The sequence below is a fragment of the Pseudomonas sp. K5002 genome, assembly GCF_013386655.1.
In the GTDB taxonomy this organism is placed as follows: domain Bacteria; phylum Pseudomonadota; class Gammaproteobacteria; order Pseudomonadales; family Pseudomonadaceae; genus Aquipseudomonas.
The window spans coordinates 1-462 of record NZ_JACARK010001710.1 but is presented as its reverse complement, the minus strand read 5'-3'; the positions used below and the strand labels follow the sequence as shown (position 1 = coordinate 462).

Genomic DNA, 462 nt, shown 5'->3' with positions numbered 1-462 from the left:
GCATTGCTGCGATAGGCAATGCCCCGGTGCCCGGCCAGGTCGTCGATGGAGTCAATCCGAGGTGTGCGCTGCAAGTACGCGGGTGACGCCGCCAAGGCAATCGCCTGTTCCCCCAGGCGGCGGGCGCTCAGGCGGTCGGTGTCAGGCAGCGCGCCAATGCGTACCGCCAGATCGAAGCCTTCCTGGGCCAGGTCGATCAGTCGGTCGGAGAAGGAAATTTCAATCTCCAGTTGCGGAAAACGGTCCATCAGCCCCCACAACGCCGGCGCCGCATAGTGATGACCGAACGCCAAAGGCAAGCTGGCCCTTAACCGTCCACGTGGCTGCTGACGGCCACTTTCCAGCACGGATTCGGCGGCTTCCAGTTCCGCCAGCGCACGCAGGCAATGCTCGTAATAGGCCTGCCCGTCCTCGGTCAAACGCTGACGCCGGGTGGAGCGTTGCAACAGCGACGTCCCCAAC

The 462-nt window shown here is 64.3% G+C and carries 1 protein-coding gene; it reads right to left on the bottom strand.

Annotation, left to right across the window (positions count from 1 at the left end; all coding sequences use genetic code 11):
* A partial coding sequence (locus tag HX846_RS38845) for a LysR substrate-binding domain-containing protein (RefSeq protein WP_256740571.1) occupies positions 1 to 462 on the bottom strand: 462 nt, incomplete at both ends.